This window comes from Allosphingosinicella sp. (genome assembly GCF_036402135.1).
Lineage (GTDB): Bacteria > Pseudomonadota > Alphaproteobacteria > Sphingomonadales > Sphingomonadaceae > Allosphingosinicella.
Genome location: NZ_DASWTN010000011.1, coordinates 44,180 through 65,041 on the forward strand (window position 1 = coordinate 44,180; position 20,862 = coordinate 65,041).

Here is a 20,862-nt window from a genome sequence, read left to right on the forward strand (position 1 = left end):
TTTGGCATAAACCATCGTTATGGCGCGCCGATTACCCGTCCCAGCGTCTTCAGGAACTCGGTCGCAAGCGCCGTAGGCGGGCGGTTTAGCAGGAACATGGCATGCACGTCGAACGTAAGCCGCGGCTTCAGCGGCCGGAATGCCAGCCCCGGCACAAGCGATGCGTGGGCGGTAAAACTGTCCACGACGGTTATGCCTACTCCTTGCCGAACCAGTGCGGAGGCGATGTAGAAGGTGCGCGCTGAGACCACCTCATCCAGCTCTAGATCGAGCCGCTGCAGTTCCTGCGTGAATAATTGACCGATGGGCCCGCTTGCGGCGAGACTAATGAAGCGCTGGCCCTGAAGCTGCTCCAGCTCAAGCTCCGGCGGCGCGCCGGGGATGTCCTCCTCGCGATAGAGCACGACGAGCTCGCCGTGCCCAAGAAGGCGGCTGCCGATCGGCGCGGCCGGAGGCACTTCATAGGCAATGGCGAGATCCGTCTCCCGCTCATAAAGCTTTCGCACGAGATCGTCGTGATGAACGGTCTGAAGATCGAACTTCACATTGTCATGGTTGCGCCTGAAACGCGCTACGGCCGTGGGAATGGTGTGCAGCGCGAGCGATGGCAGCGCCGAAACCCGCAACATGCCCGCGACGCCGCGCTTCAGGTTTCGCCCCGCCTGACGAAGGGCGTAGACGCGCTCCTGAATCTCGCTGACGTCGGCGAAGAGCACATGCGCGTCCTCGGTCGGCACGAGCCGCCCGTTCGCCCGCTGGAACAGCTGGAATCCAAGCAAAGACTCCGCATGGCGAAGTGTCTTCGACACCGACGGCTGCGACACGTTCAGCGCGCGCGCGGCCGCGCTCACGGAGCCGTTCACATAGACGGCATGGAATATTTCGATGTGACGAAGATTCATCGCCCGCTCACGAGGCCAGAAGCCTCATCAGCCGCGGCCAATAATCAAGAGACTCGAAGAAGCTTTCCACCCGCACGCGCTCGTTAAGCCCATGCGCGAACGTGTCTTCGCCCGCTCGCGAAAACTCGGAGCCGACGCCGTAGGTCGGAATCCCGGCGCCCCTGAAATGTTTCCCATCAGTGGCGCCCGGCGTCATGTAAGGAACCACCGGTATTCCTGGGTGCCGGTCCTCGACAGCCTTCGCAATCGCCGCGAACAATTCCTTGTTTTCAGGAGAAGGCGAGCTCGCAAACGGATCACCTGTCACCTTCCACTCGGCCTTCGGATCGCCGCCAATCTCGGCGAGCTTCTGCCTTACCTCTTCGATCGCCACACCCGGAAATATTCGGCAATTGATGTTCGCCGTGGCGCTCTGCGGCAGCGCGTTGTCGGCATGGCCACCGGTCAGCAGCGTCGGCACGCATGTGGTGCGAAGGGAGAGCGCAAGCCGCGGCTCCGCGGCGAGAAGCGCCTGCGCCTGCTGATCCTCAGAATTTCGCGCCAGCGCCTCCAAGGCACTCTCAAGGTTCGGATTGGCACCCGGCTGACGCGCCGCGTCGCGCACGATCGATCGGGTAAGATCGTTCACTACCACCGGAAAGCGATAGCCGCGTACGTTCCGCAGCACGTCGGCGAGCTCGTAAATTGCATGGTCCGTACGCGGGCGTGCGCTGTGTCCGCCGGGGTTGCGGACAGTCACTTCGATGTTGGCGAAGGTCTTCTCCGCGACCTGCACCGCAAAAGCCAACGCCTTACCCGAGGCATCTGCCCGGCCGCCCCCGGAATCGGAGTTTAATGCGAACGCCGGCTTCCGCGCCGCCAGCTTCGCTACCATGGCCTTTGTAGTGGCCATATCGGTCTCTTCATCTCCGCTGAAGGCGATGATTAGATCGCGATTGGGTTTGAACCCCTCCCGCTTCAGCTGGATGAAAGCGGCGGCAAGCTGCGCAATCCCGAATTTATTGTCGTTGGTGCCGCGCCCAAAGAAATGGCCGTTCTCCTCGATGAACTTGAACGGATCCCGCTCCCAATCCTCCCTCTTCGCTTCGACCACATCCATATGGCCGAGGAACAGGATCGGCGCCTTCGCGCCCGTCCCGCGATAAGTGACGATCAATCCCGCCGTCTCTCCCACCGGCAAAATTTCGATATCGCGAGCGGCGAGCCCGGCCTTCCGGAACTTGCCGGCAAGGTATTTCGCCATCTTCGGCACCTGCCCACGCCCCTTCACCGTAGGGATCTCGACAATTGACCGATAAATCTCCAGCGCCTCCCGCCCCTCAGGCGAGTTCCGATCCGAGGCGAGCGCTGGGTCAGCCACTAAGAATAAGGTCGCGAGCCCAAACAACGAAATCTTCATACACTTCCTTGACGTCAAAGCTGCTTGTCTGATCGTCTAGCAGAGCCAGCTATCGGCGGTCGAGGATGCTTGTTCCAAAGCTCAGCGTCATCACGAAGAGGGCCCGCCTCAGCTGGGTAAGAGTGGCTGAGAGGATAGTCGCCACAAGTTCTGATTTACCGCGAATTGTTATGCTTGGCCCGATTTATGCGAGCCAATCTTTGAGGGCTGCGCAGTCCAGTCCTGCGCTGCCCTCCGCGGGCGCTATGATCGACAGCAGGTCGCGATCTCGGCCTAGATCCGCCACGTGCGGTGGGAAAAGGCGGTTCTCGCCTGCCCCTGCCGGTTGTTGATGGACTTGCTGGAAAGGTTCGATCAGTTCCGGATTGGTTGCCAGCAGGTCGGCCAAGACAGGCCAGCGGAGTTCGATCATGGCCCACCTTGCGAGCAAATCGAGGTCGGCGCTGCGTCCTTCGAGAAAAGCGCTGGCCTGCGCCAGAGCGACAGCGTTCACCAGCCGCTTCATCGCCCTCGGGTTGGGCTCCAGCAGGCCCGCGAGCTTTTGTAATTTATGTTCCGTCGCAAGCGTCGCCGCCGCGCTGGTGATTTGCAGTGCGGCCTGTTCGCGGATCGCCTGCTGGACCACAGGGCTTTCATTCGCGTGCTTGTCGACTACGCGCTGCAGGTCTTCCTGGCTCGTCAGCCCCTCAACTTCACGGGCCGCCTTAGCCCGCGCCTCCTCCACCGCTCGGGCATCGGGCTGGCTTCCGTCAGCGGGGCTCAGCAATTGTCTCCAATATCGCGCCTGAATTGCAGACGACAGACGGGGGATCCCCACCGATATTTGGAACATCTTGTCGAGGAAGAGATAGCCGAGAGGCCGCCCGGCTTCCCCTATCGTACCCGCAAAATCGCTATACTTCTTCTCGATGCTCGAGCAGATCCACTTGCGGTCAGCCGCCACGAGGTAGGTGATCGGCGCCGATCGCTGCAACGTCTGGATGCCCTCGAGCAGTTCGACGACATAGTCGCTGTCGCAGCGATCCAGGTCATCGATGAACACAATCACCGGTCGACCGATCGCGCTCACCAGATCATTCAGAAGCTTAATCACCGGCCCGAAGGGATCGTCCCGAATATCGAGATAGGTCTGTGCCGCCTTGCTGGAGCCGAACAAAAGGAACCGCGCATATCCGTAAACGCCTGCAGCGGCGGTGATCGCAGCGGCGATGCTCGGTAGAACCTTGTCGCCCCCGCCCATACGCGTGATCGCGAATGCCGCCCCGCCGAGGACCAGCGCGACCAGCAGGATCGGTAGCCAGTCCGCACGGAGGCGCCATTGCCACCAGACGCTGCGCAAACGGAGGTTCGACTTAACTTGAGGGTCCTTCAGTGCCGCGGAATAGACGCTGCGGATCAGCGACCACCAAGGTGGTCGCAGCCGCTGATGCTTCCACGCATTGAAGTCGACCACGAGCCAAGGAGAGCCGAGTTCACCCGATTTGAGCTCTTGCTCGACGAAGTTGAGCACTGAGGACTTTCCGGAGCCCCATGGGCCGTGGAGATGCACCATGAACGCGGGACTATCCTCGGCAGCCGGGACGTGCGCCTCGACGATACGAGTGGCAAGTATTCTCGCGAACCAGTGACGCCCAAGCGCGTCGACCTTGGCCGGATTGTCGCGTTGGGTATTGAGCCGCTCGGACGTTGCCGCCGGAAGCTCAACGCCTGACTGCGAGGGAGCCTTGCCGAGGCAAATGACTGGATCGAAGACGAAGTTGACGAGTTCCAAATCGAAGTCGCGAGCCCAGCGTTCGGATTGGCCGATTGCAGTGTGAAGCGAGCTTGCGGTAACTGGCCACTGAGCCCTCTCACTTGCCATTTTCCGCGATGCCGATACTCCGTTATCCAAGCCCCACGAGAGCGCCTCTCCAAGTGAGGTTAGTTCGGACGCGGTATCCGGCATCGCCATCCTTGTAGAACGGGAGGCGATGAATACAGGTGCCCGAGTAGGTCCGGTGCCGGGAGGGCGAGGCAGGACCAGAGGCGTCTCGGCCTGGCCGGCTAATTCGTGGAAGGGGCGGATTGGGCTATCGGAGGAATCGAGAAAATAAATTTGCGTCAGGCTTTTCTCCGACCGCGTGAAAGGCATGCTCTCTTGAATGTCAGAACATCGAAATGTCTTCGAAAGCAGATCGCTGTCTGGCTGCATGAAATCGCTTGGCAAGAGGACACAATCGTCACGCGATAGCCGCGCCAAATGCCCGCTAAAGAAGAACCAAGTTTGGTTGTCTTCCGCTTGCGAAACGTCGTCCTGCCATGCGCGAAGGGCGGTGCCGATCGCCTCATGCTGCGAGTCGCCTGGCAGGCTCCCCAGGCCCGGCTCCGCTTTCAGTTCAGCAGCAGATGGCGAAACGAGCAGTCGGACGGTCTTAAGGGGGACGATCAGTCGACCCCGCTCGTTCAGTTCTATAAGCTTTCGCATTATCCGAGAGGCAGTCACGGCCGAACGGCGGAGCTTCCTCAGGCTCTGCCCTCCCTCGGTCGGTAGGGCATCTATATCCGGCAGATATTTGTAGTCGCTTATACCGATGAGGAGGGCGTGGACACCCGCTGCGGCGCCGAGCTCCGCCCGACGGTCGATGACGAGCGACGGGTCGTGAAAAGCCATCGTTCGTAAAGCCTAGAAAGGCGGAAATTCTTGTGCGACTGCCTCGGCGACAAGTTCGTGATCGTGATCGTCTTCCTGGAGCGCATCCTCGTCGAAATCAGCCGGCGGAGTAGTCTCGATCGCCTGCCGTTCATCCGCTTCCAGCAGCAAATCGCCTTGGAGGGGCTGGAGCGAATCAAGGATCGCCTGAACCCTGTCGACGAACGCCTCCCACTGCGGCAGCAGCAGCACAGGGCAAGCCTTGCCGGTCCAGCTTTTGTGGGTCCTGATCGCCGCGGTCGAGAGCTTCAGGTCGTGCAGCAGAGCCGCGACCAGACGGGCCGCGCGGTCATTCGCGGCTGCCTGATCAATCTCCCTGTGCATACATACTTCGATGCCTACGCTGACGCCGTTTGCGGCACCGGCATGAATCGCCCGTTCATTAATCGGGAGATGCTTGCACACACAAAGGTCGTCGACAGTGTAATGCCACGACACATAATTTTTCTTCCCGCTCGGAAGCGTGTAGTAGCCGGTGTTGCGCACAAAGCGCGAGTGCGCCCGTGCGTCGGCCCGTGATCCGGTGTTCGACGTATTGTGGACCGTTATATAGCGCGGAGCGATTGGCGATCCTGGCCGGTTGGGCCGACCGGCAGCGATCATTTCCTCGATAAGGTTGAGCGAACGGCCAAGCTCCTGCCGGTTCATATCAGTCCCTCCATGCCAATCGGTAATGCTCCGGTACCCCGCCTTCAAAAATGGGCGCGCTTTCAGGGTGGAAATCCGTTCTGCACAGGCACTGACGGACGATCTCGGGCACCATCGCCGCAGCGACGGCGCGGCCGAGACATTCGTGAATGCCATAGCCGAAGGTGAAGGTGTCGCCCGGCGATCGTACCGGATTGAACCGTTCAGCATCCGGGAAGGCTGCTTCGTCGAACATCGCGCTGTGCGTGACTGCGAGCACCGTGGTCCCCGGCTCAACCTCCGTCGCGAACGGAGTGCCGGAGGCGAGCAGCGTTGAACGGTGGCATGTCCGGAAGAAGTAGGGGAAGGCCGGATTGAAACGAAGCGCCTCGAAAACATAGCCATCAAACTTCGTCGGATCGTCCTCCCGCGCAGCGGCTCGGGCGCGATCAAGCACGGCGGGGTGCCTGAACAGTTCGGCAATCGCATTATTGACGGTATGAGATGTGGTCTCGACGGCACCTATCAGTAGCCCGCCGACGTTGAAAAGCACCTTCTTCAGGGGGAAGTTGAGGGCGCCGGTGAACGACAGCCGGATCAATCGTGAGACTGGATCGTCCTTTCGTGCGCCGAGCTTCGCCTGGACGGCCCGCTTGGCAACGAGCCGGCCGACATAGAATGCGAGGTGGATGTTGGCGCGCTTCCGTTCGGCGACGATATGATCGGGATCGGGGACGTCGATGTCGAACGGCTGATTGTGGAACGCGTCCTGTTGGTTCCAGTAGGACCAGGCGAGCAGCTTGTTGGGATCGCTGCCGTCGAAGCCGAAGAAGCGTTGCACCAGGGCGATGGGCACGGCCCGGGTTAGCTGCTTGGGCGCATCGATTGAGCAGCCTGCCGCGTCGAGAATGTCATTCGTTGTCTTGCCCACGAAGGCGCGCATTGCCGGCACCTGCTCGAAATCGAGGATCGATTTCATGATCGACTTGTCGCGCCAGTGGTCGGCAGTGTCGTCCTGCGCCATGAAATAGTCGCCCTGTTTGGGACGATACAGGTCGACGCCGAAGTCCTTGTGGCGGTGCAGGATCGCCGCGCAGTCATGATAGCGGGTCGCTAGCGTGACGTCAGGAAGCACGAGCACCGGGCGCTCCGCCCGAAGCTCGGCGAAGAACGGCAGTGGTTCGCCTAGAAGCCATCCCCGCACCATCGCCCAGCGGCGGTCCGGCGCCACGGTGTCGAGTTGATCCAGATAGCGACCCATCGGATCAGAGCATCTTCATATATTCGACGAGCGCCCACCGCTGAGCAGGCGTCAAATTCGACACACCATAATCGTGCCCCGCATTCGAATTGCCGCGGATGCGCGTGTCGAAGGTGAAGCTGTTGCCGGGTGCGTCGCCCCACACGTAGCCGACATGTCGCGGATCGTACTCACGAGTGCCAACCTTGAAGGTTGTCGGACGCGCACTCGGCGGAAGAAGCAGATGGTAGAGCGTGGGCACGGAGCCATTGTGAAGATATGGTGCCGTTGCCCAGATGCCGTCGAGCGGCCGCGACTTGTACGCGAGCAGCGGGCTCTCGTCCGAAAGGCAGGTGTTCAGCCGTGCGGCGACGCGTTCGTCAGGCGTAGGCGTGTCATCAACTACCACGCGCGGCGGGCGTTCGATACCAAGGAAGGTGTTGGCCGCTTCGCGGACGATCTGCCCCTTCTTGGCGACAAGAGTCCCTTTCACCATAGTAGCGAGCAAGGTTGCGATCGGCGCCGTCTCCTGAATGCGCTCCCCATTGATGTAACCTTGCGGAGTACCGGTGAGCCGGCCGCTACGCGTGCTGTAGGTATAGGCGTTGCACGCCATCCAAGGATCCGTCCTGTCGCGGGCGGAGGCGCGAAGCGGCACCATCCTTACCTGGTAAGGCTCCGTCCCCTCGAACATTTCGTGACAGCCCTGGCACCTTGCCTTGAACAATGCCTGTCCCTCGGAGCGCTGTTGCGCGCGCGCCGCGTCGTCAGCGGCTTCGCGAAACAATGCCGTCGGCCATTTAGGCGCGCGCAACCGGGTTAACAGCGTCTCCAAGCGGTTCAGATTGTCCGCCCAAATACTCGACTTGTAGCCTACCAGGCTGGGAGCCGGTCCAGCCGGCCGGATTACGACATCTCCGAAGACGCCGATGACCTCGCCTGTGTTGCGCCCCATGGCGCCGTAATCCAAATAGCGCCCGCCCCCCAGGTTCAGCCGCGAGTTCTGAGCGATGCCGTTCCACTGCAACTTGTCGTGGCGATAGATGTCCCAAAGGAATGGGTAGCTGACCGGCGCGTCGGCGGGGCTCGCGACAGGGTTCGCGTCGCCGGTGAACAGCGCCACCTTGTTGTAGATATGCCCGAAAGCATCGAGCCGGGCCGGGCCGTAACGCAGCGCCGTGTGATTCAATTTTTCGGTACGCTGCTGCCAAGTGATATGCTGGTCCAAGGCGGCGCGGAGCATCTGGCGATTGCCGGCGCTGTCGCGCCCGGTGAGCACCTTGGCGGCGAAGCGTTCCCATTTCTCGGGTTGATCTCGCGTGGCGACGAGCGCTGCGTCGACCGCCTCTATGAAACCCTGAAAATCGACCAGGCTGGGACCGCCGTCGATCCGCATTGGCTCGCCGCCATGTGTGATCTCGGCAGTATGGCAGGCGGAGCAGTTGAGTCCAATCCAGCGCTCGCGAGGACCTTGCCCAGCGAACCATCGCAATTTGCTGACGCTCAGTTCGCTGTCATCATTGTCGTCAATGGCAAAGCCGACCGGCAGGCGAGCACCGAACGAAGTGGTGCGCGGCAGGAAACGAAAACCAGCCATATGTGCATCCGATAGAAATGGCTCGGCACTGGCAGGCATTTCGAGAGCATTGATCCAAGCTAGCGGCATTAGCCGCGACCCTTGGGTGGCTTCATACCACCATTGTTGATCGCTCTCGGTCCACCCTTGCGGTCCCGGGGGCGCATCCGACGTGGTCATGCAAGACCCGGTGGCTGCTATCAGCATCAAACAGCCCGAAAGGGCTGTGAAGCGCACTAAATGGTTCGAAACCATCGCCTGCCTCCCCCTGTAATATGGAGATCGACTCTTGCGGCCATCCCAAGTCGATAGTGACATCTTTATAGAAGGCGCGCAATGGTGCCCGAAAATAGCATCTTGGTCTCCGTAGTTAGCTATGAATCGTGACTCTCCCTTGCGGAATAGTTGTTTCGGGAGCATCTTTCCCGTTCTGCGACTCGACTTTGCTTCCTGTAAGTTCGTCTTTGCTATCGACTTCGCTGGGAGAAGTTATGAGACCTTGTTTGTGACCGCGATAGGCGCTCTTTGTCTTGGGCTCGTGCTCGGTTGGGCCTCGGCTTTTGTTGCTTTAACGCCCGCCGGAATGGCATTCCGCGCGCTGGCGGGGGTGGCAACGGCTGCCGGTGCTGCCGGCATGGGAACGACGGCGGTCCTGATGGGCGTTCCAGGCGCCGTCATTGGAATGCTCGGGCACGAGGCGCTGGCGACATCAATCAGGAAGCGTGCGGCATGAACTGGCAGGAAACCGGCGCCCTCGCCTTCGGATTGGTCATCGGATGGTTCCTGTATCTCGTGAACCGCTATCGCCGCGGTGACGTTCAGCTCGGCGATATCACCACCGTTGTTGCAGCGATCGGCGGAGCAGCGGTGACGCGGCTGTTCAGCGAATCGGGGGCGCTGTTTGGCGCTTACGGCGTAGGTCTGGCCATTGGATTCTTCGGCTATTTCATCATTCTCGCCGTGATGGTTTCCGTGTCGCGCAACTTCGATGTGGATTTCTTTTTGGATGGCCGCCGTCGGAAGGTCGACGACACTTCGTTCATCCCGGGGGAGCAGCGGCAAGCCGGGTTGGCCATGGACGCAGATATGGGTGCACCCCCGAACCGTTAGTGACTCCAAAGGAGGTTAGAATAGAAGGGTTCGTCGCCATTGATCCGCCCGTCAGTCTCGACAGTGCCCATGTCGAGGTCCAGCTCCGCGCCAGCGGTATGGCGGATGCCGCTAGTGTGATCGTCGCGCGCGCAGTCGCCAGCTGTTCCGGGGAAGCGGTTAGCCGCATCGAATTCGCTCTCAATGCAATGGCCAAACCGGACGAGGAGTATACACTGGCCGCAGAGGTGCGCCGCGGTGCGGCGCTCGCGCCCGGCGACCTGCTCAGCGTCGCCAGCCACCCTTGGCGGCACACTGACGACAATCCCGTGATGATTGAGGTGAAGCCGATACGCTGAGGAGGAAGCGCCATGTGCGGTGAAGGACATCTTAGGAGCGACGATCGGCGCAAGGGGTATGTGAAGCCGATCGGCAGTCCCTGGAAGGAGGTCGAGTTCGCCAACGTGGACGGGCGAGCGATTTTCGAAGGATGCATCATCCTCGGGGAAACCTCCGAAGTCGAAGCCGCAGCCGAACTGGTAAAGTTCAAGGCGCAATCGGTTCCGCAGCTATTTTCAGATGCAAGTGCACGGACGCTCGGCGTGGCCATCAAGGGCCAGCAATATCGGTGGCCAAAGCGCACCATTCCGTACGAGATCGATCCCGCGATTCCCAATCAGCGGCGGATTACCGATGCCATCGCCCATTGGCACGCCAACACGAGTATTCGTTTCAAGCCACGTACGAGCGAGAGCGACTATGTCTACTTTCGGCGTGTTGCCTCCGGCTGTGCCTCGCATGTCGGACGGCAGGGCGGGCGGCAGGAACTGATCCTCGCCGACAGCTGCTCTCTTGGTAACGTCATCCATGAACTCGGACATGCTGCCGGTCTTTGGCACGAACAGAGTCGCGCCGACCGGGACAAGTTCGTCGAGATAGTGTTCAGCAACGTCGATCCGGGCTTTCGACATAATTTCGAGCAGCACATCCACGACGGCGTCGACGTGGAAGATTACGATTATGCTTCGATCATGCATTACCCCCCCACTGCGTTCAGCATCGACGGGCAGCCAACCATTCGCCCCAGAAGGCCGCTGCCCGATGGCGTAGTGATGGGCCAGCGGCTTAAGCTCAGCGCCGGCGACTGCGCGGCGATTGAAAGCATCTATGCCGGAGTTGCCGCAGCCGATGCTTGATCCTTCGCTGATCTACGACAAGCGCGCAGAGCTTAATGCTGCCGGAAAATGTGGCTTTCATGCGTTGCTTATCGGCGTAAGCGACTATGCTAATCTTTCTGAACCGAACGATTTGCCAGGCCCCGGCTTGCATGCGCTTCAAAAGCTTGATTTTCCAGCACGCAGCGCATTCCGTATCGCAACGAAACTTAAGCAGCTTGACGCGCAGCAGCGTCTATGGCGCCCGCTCAAGACGATCCGACTGCTGACTGCAGCGTCTCCTCTCGAACTGACTAACGATCCGGAGCTTGCCGCGGCCGGCGGCGCCCCGGCCAACTGGAAAGCCATTCACGATGCCCTCTACGCCTGGCGCGACGACGTAGCGAAGGGCGAGGACGAGCTTTCGCTATTTTATTTCTGCGGCCACGGAATTCGTCGCTCGCTTGAGGAATCCATTCTGCTTGCGAGTGACTTCCTGGAGAAGCCGGGCCCACAGCTGGCCAAGAGCTTTCGCTTGTCGAACGTGCGCAATGGAATGGCGCCGTCGGACGAATATCCGAACATTGGCCGCTATCAATTCTATTTCGTAGATGCTTGCCGTGACAAGCCCGATGGACTGGATCAGCTGGACGATACCCAGACGCCGAAGATCTTCGATGCGGCTCTCAATCATTTCGATAACCGAAAGGCGCCGACTTTCTTCGCAACGCCGCCGGGCGGATTGGCAGCCGGCAAGGCGGGGGAGGAAACTTATTTCATCAAGGCCCTCGAATGGGCGCTGGAAAACGCCTCGTTTAACCGCGAGAATGTTGACGGGAAGGATACGCCTATTTGGCCCACGACCGCCCAGTCGTTGAAGGCAGGGCTTGAGTTCGCCGACCCCAATCTCGCGGGCCGGGTAGAGCTGACCGGGCTCATCTCCGATCCGATCCTCTGTTTCCGCCTCGATCCACCCTCGCTCGAACTGAAGGTGAGCATTGCGCCGCCGGCGCTGCGGCCCTCAATCAAGCATGCGCGTCTGATCGAACTGGAGACGGGGGCGGAAACCGACCTTTCCGGATACGAGGTAGACGATCCATGCCGCGTCAGTGTCGTGGCCGGCTTCTACCGGATCGAGGTGGAGCCGGCAGACGGCGCCTTTCAGCCCGTCAAGACCAGTATTGTCCCTCTCAATATCCGCACGAAAATGCCATGGCCTTTACGGATCGGGGGCTGAGATGACTGAGCTAGGGTCCATCCGTTGCCTGCCCTTATCGGGCGCGACGCTTCCGGTGCGCATCAGGGACGCGTCGGGAACGGTCATCGTCGAAGGCATGTCCGGCCGGAACATCGATGTGCCGGCCGGCTCCTACTATATCGGAACATTGCTGCCGGACGGCGAAGAGCTACTTGCCTCGGAGCCGATTGAAGTTGTCGCCGGACAAGTCGCCGATGCCACACTCGGAGAGTTCGAAGAGTCGATGACGTCCTTGTCAGCGAGTGATGCCGCAATGGATACCCCCATGCCGGTCGTACGGCGTTGGCAGGGCGATTGGCTTTCAAAGTGGAGTGAACGGAAACCGCTCGAGGCTGATGACGAACAGGGATTTCTAAAAGAGGCGCAGACGCTTGATTGGGAACGATCGGTCATTATCGAGCGGGAGTTCGGAACAGATGATCTGCTTGTCATAGAGCATGAAGGACAGCGCAGTTTTCATATCTTGCCGCTTGATGAGTGCTTCGGCCGCGGCGATCTCTCGGGGACAAGACGCTCAATAAGCTTATGCCTCAAGCCTTCTAATAACGGAGTAAAGCTCAGTTTCAGCTCGGCGATCAGTCCCGCAACCAATACCTTTCTTGAGTTCGTCAACCAAGGTTTGCTGTCGGAATCCAGGGTAATTTCGACCGATTTGATGGTGCAGGAAGACTCGGGCCTTCGATCGCCGCAAAGTTCGCTGCTGCGCGCAGTGCTCGGCGCCTATGTGCTGTTACGGGCCAATCAACTGGAAGGTCTCGACCGGTGGATCCAGCAGCTTATCGAACTCGCGCCGGAAATGCCTGACGCCTATGCTTTGCAGGCTGAGGCGCTCGCCCGCTGCGGCGACCACGAAGGCGCCGTTGGCGCCCTTCGCCGCGGGCTCGAAAAACCATGCCCCTGGTTCCGGTCCGGCGTAAGCTACTCGCTTGAACGCTTAAGGCTGTATATTGACCTCCACGTGGAGCCCAAGGTCGGGTTTAATCTATCGGCAGAAGACATACGCAAGTTCAAAGCTCGCAAGGCGCAACTCGAGCGTGCGGCAAACCACCTTGACACAAACGCCTTGTTCGCCACCTTCAAATAACAAAGGAAGTCTGAAGCCTCTCACGACCAGACTGGCGCTGGAATGCTGCATGGCCGAGGAGATGGCCTGGACCCGGAGTCAGGCAGCACGTGGCGGATAGGGTTGGCTCTCCGCAAACAGGCTCTGAGCTATTGCTTCTGCAGCGTGACCGTAGTCACGCTGCTCTCGGCACCCTTCTCTGTGCCCCGTTGGTGGCTCAGCTTAACCACGTTCTCCCGGCAAGGGTACACCCACAGGCGCAGATTGGGGTTGAGGCTGATCGCCGCTCCGAGCGCAAGTTCCGCCTTCGTCGCTGCCAACGCAAGCGTTGGCATCTTCGATAACGAGCAGTGGCACCTCGCCTACCGTGTCCGTCAGTTGCGTTAGCCTTGCCAGGAAGTCCGTGATCTGCTCCCGCGGCGGATTTGGGCGCGGTGTGTCAGTCGGAGGCGCGGGTTGAATGACAAGCATATTGCCGACAAAGGTCAACTGATAGTTGCTTGAAGCAGCCAAACTTCCCTGCTCGATAGCATAAGAGCCTGGCGCCTCACCCGCGGCCCTCGTGAGAGCTCCTGTCAGGTTCTCACCAGCCACAAGTGAACCACTTGTGATGGTGTAGGTCAGTGCAGGATCGGGCTCTCCCGGTCGGCGGCTCTGTGAATCCGCCGTAACCGTGATCGCGCGGCGGAGGATCTCCGCCACTGCCGTCGCGGGCAGCGTCAGCGTGTAGTTGCCGGCATCGGCGCCGTTGAGCGACACGCCGGAGACATTCACCGTCTGGACGCCCGCATTGGGGCTCGCGAAGGTGAAGGTGCCGCCCGTGGTGCCGACATTGTCACCGGCGAGCACGCCGGTCAGCGTCACCGAGCCGGTGCCGCCGGTGGTGCCGTCATAGACCCGGTTGTCGACATTGACGGTGCCGGTGATCGCGCGGCGGAGGATTTCCGCCACTGCCGTCGCCGGCAGCGTCAGCGTGTAGTTGCCGGCATCGGCGCCGTTGAGCGACACGCCGGAGACATTCACCGTCTGGACGCCTGCATTGGGGCTCGCGAAGGTGAAGGTGCCGCCCGTGGTGCCGACATTGTCGCCGGCGAGCACGCCGGTCAGCGTCACCGAGCCGGTGCCGCCGGTGGTGCCGTCATAGACCCGGTTGTCGGCAGCCACGGTTCCGGAAATGCCGAGCGGTGTGACCGTAATCGTGCCCGAATTGCTGAAGGCCAAAGCATAGCCGCTTCCGCTGGCGAGCGTACCGGTCGAGGCGGTTACCGCGTAAGGCCCGCCAAGTACCGAAGCCCGTTCAGCGAACCCGCTGGAACTGATCACGGGCGCTCCGGTGAAAGCCGTCGCTGCAGTATCGCCCAGGAAAGCGCCCGCCACGCCAGAATGGAAGCCGGTGACGGCATAGAGCGTACTGGCAAGGCCACTGGCGTCGGTACCGTAGACCTTGGAGAGATCGAGCGTCGTAAAAGTCAGCGTCGGCTGATAGGCGAAAACATAGCGACTGCCGGTGAGGGTGCCGGGCCCGCGTGTCGCCAGAGTGCCATTCCAGATTGCAGTGTTGCCGCTGTCGAGACCGCCAAAGCTGCTCGTATCCGGAGCGGCGGCATAGATCGTCCATTTGCCGGTAGCCGCGACGGCGTCGGCACCGGACTGGTTGATGAAGTTGGCATTCGTCGAGAGCACGACATCTGCGGCGGTCACCGAGCCGGCCGCGCCAATCGTGAAATTGCCGCCGGTGGTCTGCAGGGTGGCATTGCCGGTTCCGCCGCTCACTGCGCCGGTAACAGCCAGTCCGCCCGTGTCGACGATCGAAAGCCCATTCGCCGCAAATGCGCCTAAGTTAGAAATGGCATTACCGGCTGCATTCAGGGTCGCAGCCCCGTTGGCGGAACCCGTGAGAGTGCCAGCAGTGATCGCTCCGGAAGCGTTCTGGCTGATCGTGCCGCCAGTTCCGTTCGCTGTCAGCGCGACCGCGCCTGCGCCCGCATTGACTGCGGCGTTAAGAGCTACATCCGATCCCGCGCCGGTTGCGGTGAGCGAAATCGGACCGTTGTTGGCAACGATGGCCGCGCCGACAGTAAGATCGCCCGAGGTGGTGATATTCACCCCGCTCGCGCCGCCATTCACTGTTCCGGTGATGGTAAGACCGCTCGTGTCGGCGAGCGTCAGGCCCGAAGCGCTGAAAGCACCAAGGTTGCCGATGGCGTTCCCTGCATGGGAGAGAGTGACTGCACCGGAATTCGTCCCGGTCAATGTCCCCGCGGTAATGGCTGCGCTCTGGGTGACGCCGCTGAAGGAGTCGAGATCCACAGTGCCGGCGCCGTTCGCGACCCCAAGCCCGTCGATCGAGACTGAGCTACCCGTGCTGGCGAGGCGCAGAGTGCCGCCCGTGGCTGTCACCTGCCCGGTACCACTTACGGTTACCGCACCGGCCGCCTGTAGGTCGACGCCTGCGCCGCCGCCCTGAACCGATCCGCCAACCTGCAACAGGCCGCCCGAGTCGAGATCGATCAGCCCCGCGCTGCTGATCCCGCCCGAGGCGCTGATAACGAGTGAGCCATTGGCTGTGTCGAGGTCGACGCCTCCGGCGCCACCGTTCAAGACGCCGTTGACGTTGATCGAACCGTCCTGTGCAAAGCTGAAGCCGTTGGCGGTAAATGCGCCGAGATTGATGATCTGATTCGTGGCCGATGTCAGCGCAGTCGCGCCGCCGGACGAGCCGCTCAAAGTGGCAGCGACAATGGCGCCGCTATTCTGCGTTACAGTTCCGGCTGCCGTCAATATTACCGTGTCGCCGATCGCATCGATCGAACCGTCGAGATTGATGCCTCCAGCCGAGTTAAGGGTGATGTTGCTGCCTGCGGCGAGACCATTTACGTCCATGCCTCCGCCGTTGGTGGTGCTGAGGGACAAGTGCCGTGCCGCGCTCACAGCGGTGAAGCTGCCGCCCCCGCTCGTGTCTGTGACGGCAAGGTCCCTCGTCTCGAGAAGAGCGCTGTTGTCGAGGATGTTCCGGGTGAAGTTCCCTGCAGAAAGATTGATGTCTTGAGCGGTGATCGTCGCGCCTGCGATGGCGTCAAGGTCACCTGCCGCCGACAGGTTGACGGCGCCGGTTGCCTGCAGGTCCGAAGCGGTGGTCGCCAGGCTGATATTTCCCGACGTGGTGGCAATCGCGACGTTGCCGCCGCTTGAGATGCCGCTGTTCACCGCAACGGTGCCGCCGGCGGTCAGGTTATAGTCGAAGGTCGCCTGATTGCTGACCCCGCCGAGGGTTGCGAGCGTAACCCCATCCGCCTCGTTCACGTAGGCGATGCCGGAACCGCCATTGACGGCGAGCGTCGTCGCGTTCGTGTTGAACCTGTTCGAAATCGTTCCGACGCCTGTGCCGCCGCTTAGCGAGACATTGTTGCCCGATACGAGGCCCGATCCGGAAATCAAGCCAGAGGCGCTGAGGGTGGCATTGCCGGTAGCGGTGAGCGCCTGATTGACGGTGATGCTCCCGGCCCCCGCCGTTAGCGAAGCGGTGCCGGCCGAAATCGCGCCATTGACCTGCACGCTGCCGGCATTTGCGGAAAGCGACGAAAGACCGCTAGCCGCGCCGTTGAAGGCCGTGCTTCCGGAGCTCGCGACAGAGAGCGCGTTGCCGTTACCGATGATGCTTCCGAGCGAGACATTGGCATTGCTTTCGAGATTGGCGCTGTTCGCGAGCGACAGGGTGTCCCCATAGGTCTGGGCCCCGGTAGTCCGGACATTGCCGCCCAAGCTCGTGGTGCCGCCTGCGTCGGTCGTGAGGGAGGTAAGGGCGGTTGTTCCTCCGACAGCGCCCGCGAAACTCGTTACACCCGAAGCGTTCACAGTGAGATTGGAAGCGCCGTTGACGGTGCTGCTGAACGATGCGTTGCCGCCGCTGGTGATGAGGTTGTTTGTGCCCGACAAAGTCACCGGGCCCGTGATCGACACGCCGCCGGTTCCGCCTTGCACGGTGGAGGAAGCGAGGCTGACGGTGGTTCCGCTGATCGAGGTGGAATTGGATCCCGTGCCCCAGACAGTGGAGCTGACGTTCACCGCGCCGCTGGCGCCCGTGCCGGAAAGCGCGATGTTCCCGGAAGCCATTACGAGAGTGCCTACGTTCAGCGCCCCCGACGTCGTGACATTGACCCCGCCGGCGCCGCCCGAAAGCGAACCGGCGATGGAAAGCCCACCCGCGTCCGCGACTTCGATCCCGTTGGCGTTGATGGACCCGAGGATGGTGAGTGCGTTGGTCGCCGTGTTGAGGTCGAAGGCGTTCGCGGCATCGCCCTGCAGATTGTAGCTGGTGATGATGCCCGCGGCAGTCTGGCTGACACCGCCGCTCGAGTTGATGAACACGTCGCGGCCCACTGCGGTACCGGTAGTGACCGCCGCCTCGATCGCGATGTTGTTGCCTGCTCCGGTCGTGGTGAGGCTGATATCCCCGCCCGCAGTCAACGCACCGGTGACGTTGAGGCCGCCATTATTGGCGGTGATGGAGAGATTTCGCGCAGCGCTGGTCGCACCGATGTCGATCCCACCGAGCGTGTCCGTGATATAGAGGTCTTGGGTTTCCTGGAGCACTGAGGCTGACAGGATGCTTCCCAAATAATTCTGCGCCGACAGATGAATATCGCGCGCGTAGAGGGGCGCTCCATTCACATTCTGGATGGATCCCGCCGCGGTGAGGCGCAGGTCCGCGCTTGTTTCGAGCCGGTCAAACGAAGGCAATGTCAGGAGGATATTGCCGCCAGTGGACGTGAGGCTCAGCCCATTTATCCCGTAGGTGAACGCTGCGACCGTGATGGCGCCTCCAGCAGTAAGATCGTAGGAAGCACCACTATTGCTTATGGTGCTGGTACAGGTGCCGTCGCAGGCTGGGATGGTAGTATTCTGCAGGGTTACCGCGTCAGCCTCCTGCAAGAAGACGCCCTTATTGCCGCCCGCCACGCTCATGCTGTTGACGGCGGTCTGAACCCGGGATCCGCTGGCCCCTACGCCCTCGTTGGCGATAAGAAGCAGGTGATCGCCGGAAATGAGACCGGAGCCCTGAACCGTTCCACCCCAATAGATGAGAGACACGTCGCCGCCGCCGCTCGCCACGATGGGCGCCGCCAGAGTGAGCGTCCGCATGCTGCTGGTGGCCGGCGTTTCAATCCGAATGTTCTGCCCCGGTGCGACCGTGATGCCGGAAAGGCCGTTGACGGTTCCGACCGTCAGCGACGTGTCGGTACCGAAGCTTAGGCCGCCTGCGCTGATGTTCGCGGCGATCGTGCCGATATTGTTGTTGGTACCGGTAAAGGAGACGGTGGAGGCGGTTACGCCCAGCCCTGCCAATCCGAAGATTGAGTTGCCAAAGCTGGTAGCGCCTGTCGTGGTTGTCGACAGCGTCGGATTGCCAAAAGTGGCAGCACCTAGCGTGCTGGCGAAGGAGAGCGAACCCGCATTTATCGTGTGCAGCCCATTCGACAGTGTGGCGGCATCGCCGTAACTTTGCGCGCCCGTCGTGCGAACATCGCCTCCGATCGTGGTCGAGCCGCCGGCATTGGTCGTGATCGAGGCTAGCGCATTGGTGCCGCCGACATTGCCGCCGAACGTGGTCGTACCGGCCGTATTCACGGTCAGCGCCTGCGCGCCGTCGACGCTGCTGCCGAAGGTGATCACGCCACCGCCGAGGCTGCTGAGAGTGGTAGCCGCGCCGAGAGTCACGGCGTCGTTGAAAATCATATCCCCGGTAATGCGGACCGCACCGCTTAGCGCTGTGCTGCCCGCCGCATCGGTGGTGAGGTGATTCAGTGCCGAGGTGTTTCCGACGAGCCCGAAGGTCGTGACGCCAGGCGCCTGCACGGTAAGGCTCGCGGTGCCATTGACGCTGCTGCCGAACGTGACGTTGCCGCCGCTGATTACCGAAGCGGAAGTACCCGTAACCAGGGAAACCGGTGCATTTATCGTCACTCCGCCGGTTCCGCCTTGAACGGCCGAACCGCCGATCGTGAGCCCGGTGGCGGTCACCGTTGTGGAACCGGAGCCGGTCGAGCGCACGGCGCCATTGGCGAATATCGAGCCCGTAGAGCTGATGTTCAAATTGCCGGTGCCGCCATCGACAAGCCCGTTGATGTTGAGCCCGCCGACATCGTTGACAGAGAGACCCGTTGCCGTGAAGGAGCCAAGATCGGTGAGAGCGTTCGCGCCCGCAAGGGTGGCGGCGGAGCCTATGCCGGCTCTACCGGTGAGCGTGGTGGCGGTAATTATCCCTTCGGATTGAGTGATCGCGCCCGTACCCGTTGCTGCGGCGCCGATGCCGCCTGCACGCAGGGTGACGGTGCCGCCCGCACCAGCAGAGACGTCTCCGCGCAGGCTCAGATCCCGGCCGGCGTAAAGATTGACGTTCCGTCCTCCGGAAACCTGCTCAGTGGGTGTGCCCGCTCCGCCAATCGACAGATCGAGCGCCGCAGTGATGGTGAGATCGCGTGCCGCCGTGATCGGATCCCATGGCACGATGAAGGAGCCGGTATCGCGGATAAAGACGTCTTGCGTTTCCTGGAGCACCGCATTGGTGAGTATCGTGCCGCTCCAGTCGCTGGCCGTTAGATCGATATCGCGCCCACTCAGTGACACGCCGAATACGGAGCTGATCGTGTCTGCCGCACTTGCCCGGATGTCCGTTCCGGCCGCCAGGCTCCCCCCGATGCTGATGTCGCTTCCTGCACTTGAGGCGGTCAGCGCCAACTCACCCGAGGTTGCAGTAAGATTTGAGTTTACGGAAATGGAGCCGGTGCTGTTGACGGCTAGATTTCGCGCGGCTGTGAGTGCCGAACTGATAGATGTCGTTACCGACGAACTGTTGGCATTGGTCGCCGCGGCACGGGCGGCGATGTGGCCGCCGGCTGTAAGAATGATATTGCCGTCACCGCTCGCCGCCGCGCCGGTGGCCATGACGGTCGCGCCGGGATTGATGACGAGGCTGGCCGCCTGCGAAGTCACCGCGGCAAGATAGATATTGCCAGTTGTTGTCGTGCCGGCGAGGGAAATCGGAGTGGCGTTGGCGGACAATCCCGATGCAGGAACGGTCCAGCTGAACAGATCGAGGTCTCCCTCGGCGTCAGCCTGGTAGGTGATCGTGAACTCTTCGGCCGCACCGAACAGCGCGTCGGCATCCTGGTCCCCTGATGTATCGTCGATGACCGTCGTGGCGCCGGTGGAGACTGACGGTGCGATCAGCGCCAACGTACCGCCATTGAGGTTGATCTGCGCGTTGCCGTCAACCAGCACAGAGCCGGCGGTGCTCCCGGCGTTGCGGTCGAAGAAGGTAAAGTTGAGGCTGTTGTCGTCGCCCGCTCCTCCCTCGTCGAGACCGTTGGGGCCGAACAGGAATTGGCCATCGGTGATATTCGCCGTGGTGGCGAGCAGGCCGCCGGTATTGACGACCGCGCCGGAGCCGAAGATCACGCCATTCGACGCCGCAAACCAGATGTTGCCACCCGCTGGGCCAGCCGCGCCGATCGTTCCGTTGAGGACACCATTGATGGTTGCGCTGCCGGCGTCGACCTTGTTCAATGCGATATCGTTGCGGCCATTGAAGACGAAATTCAGGGTGCTGCCGCTCGCAAGGTTGAAATCGCCGTTCCAGTTCAGGACGGTCCTGCTGTTGCCGAGAGTGATCGACGTCGTATTTCCGACGGTGCCGACGCCGGTCGAATTACCCTGATTGCCCGTGATCGAACCGATGTTGCCGGCCACGGTCGACTGAGCACCTGCCTCCGCCGCCGCAAGCAGGAGGAGCGCGCTTCCGAGCGCGGTCCGGGCGAGAAGGGCGGGACGGAATTTACGGTTCGTCATGACAGGCTCCGATGTGC

Annotated in this window: 13 protein-coding genes; 6 read left to right on the forward strand and 7 right to left on the reverse strand. The window is 61.4% G+C overall.

All coding sequences use genetic code 11. The features are described from left to right. Positions 1-17: 17 nt before the first annotated feature. The 6 genes from VGD10_RS03880 to VGD10_RS03905 all read right to left on the reverse strand — a co-directional run bounded on the left by VGD10_RS03880 (position 18) and on the right by VGD10_RS03905 (position 8,853). On the reverse strand, positions 18-902 hold the full coding sequence (locus tag VGD10_RS03880) for a LysR family transcriptional regulator (protein WP_331039484.1): 885 nt from the start codon (positions 900-902) through the stop codon (positions 18-20). Between the two features lie 7 nt (positions 903-909). Beyond that, a complete protein-coding gene (locus tag VGD10_RS03885) occupies positions 910-2,262 on the reverse strand; it encodes a M20/M25/M40 family metallo-hydrolase (protein WP_331039485.1) in 1,353 nt (450 codons plus the stop codon). Between the two features lie 223 nt (positions 2,263-2,485). Next, positions 2,486-4,951: a P-loop NTPase fold protein gene (locus VGD10_RS03890; RefSeq protein ID WP_331039486.1), complete on the reverse strand. Its 2,466-nt coding sequence runs from the start codon at positions 4,949-4,951 to the stop codon at positions 2,486-2,488. Between the two features lie 12 nt (positions 4,952-4,963). After that, positions 4,964-5,638: a peptidoglycan recognition protein family protein gene (locus VGD10_RS03895; RefSeq protein WP_331039487.1), complete on the reverse strand. Its 675-nt coding sequence runs from the start codon at positions 5,636-5,638 to the stop codon at positions 4,964-4,966. A gap of 1 nt (position 5,639) precedes the next feature. Then, positions 5,640-6,878 carry a cytochrome P450 gene (locus VGD10_RS03900; protein WP_331039488.1) on the reverse strand — a complete coding sequence of 413 codons (1,239 nt, stop codon included), beginning with the start codon at positions 6,876-6,878 and terminating at the stop codon, positions 5,640-5,642. 4 nt (positions 6,879-6,882) lie between these two features. Beyond that, positions 6,883-8,853, reverse strand: a complete 1,971-nt coding sequence (locus tag VGD10_RS03905; protein WP_331039489.1) for a di-heme-cytochrome C peroxidase — start codon at positions 8,851-8,853, stop codon at positions 6,883-6,885. A 163-nt stretch (positions 8,854-9,016) separates the two neighbouring features. Here VGD10_RS03905 and VGD10_RS03910 point away from each other — a divergent pair, with 163 nt between their 5' ends. From VGD10_RS03910 to VGD10_RS03935, 6 genes are read left to right on the forward strand one after another with little or no spacing between them, the layout of a single operon-like run. Next, the gene (locus tag VGD10_RS03910) at positions 9,017-9,166 is read left to right on the forward strand and encodes a hypothetical protein (protein ID WP_331039490.1); all 150 of its coding nucleotides are present in this window, start codon (positions 9,017-9,019) and stop codon (positions 9,164-9,166) included. Beyond that, positions 9,163-9,543 (forward strand): hypothetical protein, encoded by a 381-nt coding sequence (locus VGD10_RS03915; protein WP_331039491.1) that lies wholly within the window; start codon positions 9,163-9,165, stop codon positions 9,541-9,543. The genes VGD10_RS03910 and VGD10_RS03915 overlap by 4 nt, the downstream gene beginning before the upstream one ends. Further along, complete coding sequence (locus tag VGD10_RS03920) at positions 9,543-9,881, forward strand: hypothetical protein (RefSeq protein ID WP_331039492.1); 339 nt, start codon at positions 9,543-9,545, stop codon at positions 9,879-9,881. The genes VGD10_RS03915 and VGD10_RS03920 overlap by 1 nt, the downstream gene beginning before the upstream one ends. A gap of 60 nt (positions 9,882-9,941) precedes the next feature. Beyond that, positions 9,942-10,718: a M12 family metallopeptidase gene (locus VGD10_RS03925; protein WP_331039493.1), complete on the forward strand. Its 777-nt coding sequence runs from the start codon at positions 9,942-9,944 to the stop codon at positions 10,716-10,718. Then, positions 10,690-11,913, forward strand: a complete 1,224-nt coding sequence (locus VGD10_RS03930) for a caspase family protein (RefSeq protein ID WP_331039494.1) — start codon at positions 10,690-10,692, stop codon at positions 11,911-11,913. Before VGD10_RS03925 ends, VGD10_RS03930 begins: the two co-directional genes overlap by 29 nt. A 1-nt stretch (position 11,914) precedes the next feature. Further along, positions 11,915-13,018 (forward strand): hypothetical protein, encoded by a 1,104-nt coding sequence (locus tag VGD10_RS03935; RefSeq protein WP_331039495.1) that lies wholly within the window; start codon positions 11,915-11,917, stop codon positions 13,016-13,018. A 201-nt stretch (positions 13,019-13,219) separates the two neighbouring features. Here VGD10_RS03935 and VGD10_RS03940 read toward each other — a convergent pair whose 3' ends face one another. After that, the gene (locus VGD10_RS03940) at positions 13,220-20,845 is read right to left on the reverse strand and encodes a YDG domain-containing protein (protein WP_331039496.1); all 7,626 of its coding nucleotides are present in this window, start codon (positions 20,843-20,845) and stop codon (positions 13,220-13,222) included. Between the last annotated feature and the right edge of the window lie 17 nt (positions 20,846-20,862).

Coding starts and splice junctions, on each gene's coding strand:
- VGD10_RS03880 (WP_331039484.1), bottom strand. CDS start 902: ATGAATCTTCGTCACATCGAAATATTCCATGCCGTCTATGTGAACGGC.
- VGD10_RS03890 (WP_331039486.1), bottom strand. CDS start 4,951: ATGGCTTTTCACGACCCGTCGCTCGTCATCGACCGTCGGGCGGAGCTC.
- VGD10_RS03895 (WP_331039487.1), bottom strand. CDS start 5,638: ATGAACCGGCAGGAGCTTGGCCGTTCGCTCAACCTTATCGAGGAAATG.
- VGD10_RS03900 (WP_331039488.1), bottom strand. CDS start 6,878: ATGGGTCGCTATCTGGATCAACTCGACACCGTGGCGCCGGACCGCCGC.
- VGD10_RS03905 (WP_331039489.1), bottom strand. CDS start 8,853: ATGCTCCCGAAACAACTATTCCGCAAGGGAGAGTCACGATTCATAGCT.
- VGD10_RS03910 (WP_331039490.1), top strand. CDS start 9,017: ATGGCATTCCGCGCGCTGGCGGGGGTGGCAACGGCTGCCGGTGCTGCC.
- VGD10_RS03915 (WP_331039491.1), top strand. CDS start 9,163: ATGAACTGGCAGGAAACCGGCGCCCTCGCCTTCGGATTGGTCATCGGA.
- VGD10_RS03930 (WP_331039494.1), top strand. CDS start 10,690: ATGCCGGAGTTGCCGCAGCCGATGCTTGATCCTTCGCTGATCTACGAC.
- VGD10_RS03935 (WP_331039495.1), top strand. CDS start 11,915: ATGACTGAGCTAGGGTCCATCCGTTGCCTGCCCTTATCGGGCGCGACG.
- VGD10_RS03940 (WP_331039496.1), bottom strand. CDS start 20,845: ATGACGAACCGTAAATTCCGTCCCGCCCTTCTCGCCCGGACCGCGCTC.